At 40.9% G+C, this 2,226-nt stretch carries 2 protein-coding genes and 2 pseudogenes; 2 read left to right on the top strand and 2 right to left on the bottom strand.

What is annotated here, in order from left to right:
* Positions 1–297, top strand: a pseudogene (locus tag GRP75_RS24915) (thiamine diphosphokinase); the annotation flags it as partial.
* Between the two features lie 280 nt (positions 298–577).
* A complete protein-coding gene (locus GRP75_RS24920; RefSeq protein WP_028541710.1) occupies positions 578–1,075 on the top strand; it encodes a C40 family peptidase in 498 nt (165 codons plus the stop codon).
* Positions 1,076–1,140: 65 nt separating this feature from the next.
* On the opposite strand, the gene GRP75_RS24925 is transcribed toward GRP75_RS24920, so the two are convergent.
* Together GRP75_RS24925 and GRP75_RS24930 are read right to left on the bottom strand one after the other, a co-directional pair.
* Positions 1,141–1,833, bottom strand: coding sequence for a response regulator transcription factor (locus tag GRP75_RS24925; RefSeq protein WP_023988976.1), 693 nt, complete (start codon positions 1,831–1,833; stop codon positions 1,141–1,143).
* A 138-nt stretch (positions 1,834–1,971) separates the two neighbouring features.
* Positions 1,972–2,226 (bottom strand): annotated as a pseudogene (locus GRP75_RS24930) (thiazole biosynthesis adenylyltransferase ThiF); the annotation flags it as partial.

Genomic DNA, 2,226 nt, shown 5'->3' on the forward strand with positions numbered 1-2,226 from the left:
CAAATATTGGTACGCGCAATGCAGCATCATATTAGCTGCGCTATTATGGACGCACATAATTATATTGAGCTCACCGGATCAACGCTTGAGATCCAGCCTATGGGCTATACATATACATCGCTGCTTCCTATGACTGCCGAAGTAACAGGTATACAACTGGAAGGATTTATGTATCCGCTACATAATGCCACCCTCAAAATGGGACAATCGCGTGCTGTCAGTAATAAGCTAACGGCTTCAAAAGGTACGATTTCCATCAAAAGCGGTCTACTACTCGTTATTCAAAGCAAGGATTAATTATGACATTGTTGTAACCATTGTTCAGATTGTTCTTTCACTCAAAACCCTTGATTAACAAGGGTTTTTCCGTTTATAGAGATCTATGAATCGATATATTTTTTACAAATTGTAATTTTTAATCGTTTTTTAATAATCGCTGTGTAAGTCTTGTCCCTCAAGCATTTGAGAGTTCTTTTCCAACTATTAGGCGGCTTCAAAACTGTTATACTCAACGCTGTCAGTTAGTTAGCAACTCAGCAAAATATTGCACAAATCAATTTCTGGAGGTACTTACAACATGAATATGCAGAAAATCATAAAAAAGGTAATTATAGCAGGGGTCGCAGCCACTATCGGCTTTGGTACTTTTGCAATTGAGGGAACAAATACGGCACAAGCTGCCACTACTACTTCAGTAGGCCAAAAAGTAATTAACTACGGTGAAAAATATATGGGAACTCCTTATAAGTTTGGAGCTTCCACGAGCACTACACGTAATTTTGACTGTTCTTCTTTCATGAAGCACATATTCAAGAAATACGGAGTGGATTTGCCACGTACTTCTGTTCAACAGTCTAAAGTCGGACATGCCGTATCCAAGTCCAATTTGAAAAAAGGTGACTTAGTGTTCTTTTCAAGCGGTAGCCGTGCGACAGGACGCAACATTACCCACGTAGCAGTCTATATGGGCGGGGGTAAAATTTTACACACTTACGGCGGACCTGGCGTGACCATCTCCGATTTGAACTCCGGCAACTGGAAAAGAACATACATTAAAGCACGCCGCGTGCTGTAGTATGAAACTCATTTTGAAATATGCGAGCCGGGACGAAAAGTTCCGGCTTTTTTATATGCCTTATGCTATTCTGATACGGTTGGTGTTCTGAGTGAATAGCCAATACCTCGTTCCGTACGGATCATTTTAAACTTATACCCTTTATCTACTTTAACCCTCAAATGTCTGATATAGACGTCTACTACGTTCGTATCAACGATATAATCATGTTTCCAAACATCCTTCAGAATTTGCTGCCTGCTACAAACTTGGTTAAGATGTATCGCCAGATGAAGCAAAAGATCAAATTCTTTCGGAGTTAGTTCCAGCTTTTGTCCCCCTCTGCTCACCATTCTGCTTGCATTGTCTATATGTAAATCACCCGCTTCGATCGCCCTTTTCACATCACGTTCAATACCAAAAATCCGCAATAAATTAGCCACTCTTGCCTGAAAAACTCTAGGATAAAAGGGCAGAACGATCACATCATGTGCCCCTTGTTCAAAGCAGGAAACAATATGGTCCTCCTCATCTGATGAAGTCATTGCAAATAGCGGGACATGAGGATGGTTTTGCTGCAAAATGCGAATCAAGCCTTGTGTATCCGCCTGTTCATCTCCTATGTTCAGGAGTAGCAAATTCACCGGATTGTGGGCTGCATAAGAGCTTGCATCCGATGTATTGCTAACATGTACCACCTGATAACCTGCCTGCTCCAATGGAAGAACAATTACGGGAGACGCTTCATTTACATCCACAAGTAAAATTAACGGGCTCATCTTTTCACCCACCTGGTTTGGACATAGCATTACATTGGATACGAACAAGTTTGTTATAAGCCATTAAAGCATATTAATATTATTGTAACAAAAAAGCAGAAAATCATTCTCCAAAGAATGGCTTTCTGCTTTTATGGTTTAACCCAAATAGCGATGATACAGACTTCTTGCTTTTGCCACGTCCTTTGTCCCATGGATCAACGCTCTGCCATCTGCAAAAACAACCAAGCGATACTCGCTTGTACTAAAGGAAACCAAAAACGGATTCTGCTCTACTTTTCCTTCTCCCAAAGAAGCAAATCTATCTGCTATTTCTGCAAGATTCAGATGTGTCGGGTTTGCTGGTCTAATTTGAACGGTATCCCTGCCGCACAAAACATCTGTTTTCTGCCG

It is taken from the genome of Paenibacillus sp. OT2-17 (genome assembly GCF_009827695.1).
Taxonomy (GTDB): domain Bacteria; phylum Bacillota; class Bacilli; order Paenibacillales; family Paenibacillaceae; genus Paenibacillus; species Paenibacillus polymyxa_B.

Coding starts and splice junctions, on each gene's coding strand:
- GRP75_RS24925 (WP_023988976.1), bottom strand. CDS start 1,833: ATGAGCCCGTTAATTTTACTTGTGGATGTAAATGAAGCGTCTCCCGTA.
- GRP75_RS24920 (WP_028541710.1), top strand. CDS start 578: ATGAATATGCAGAAAATCATAAAAAAGGTAATTATAGCAGGGGTCGCA.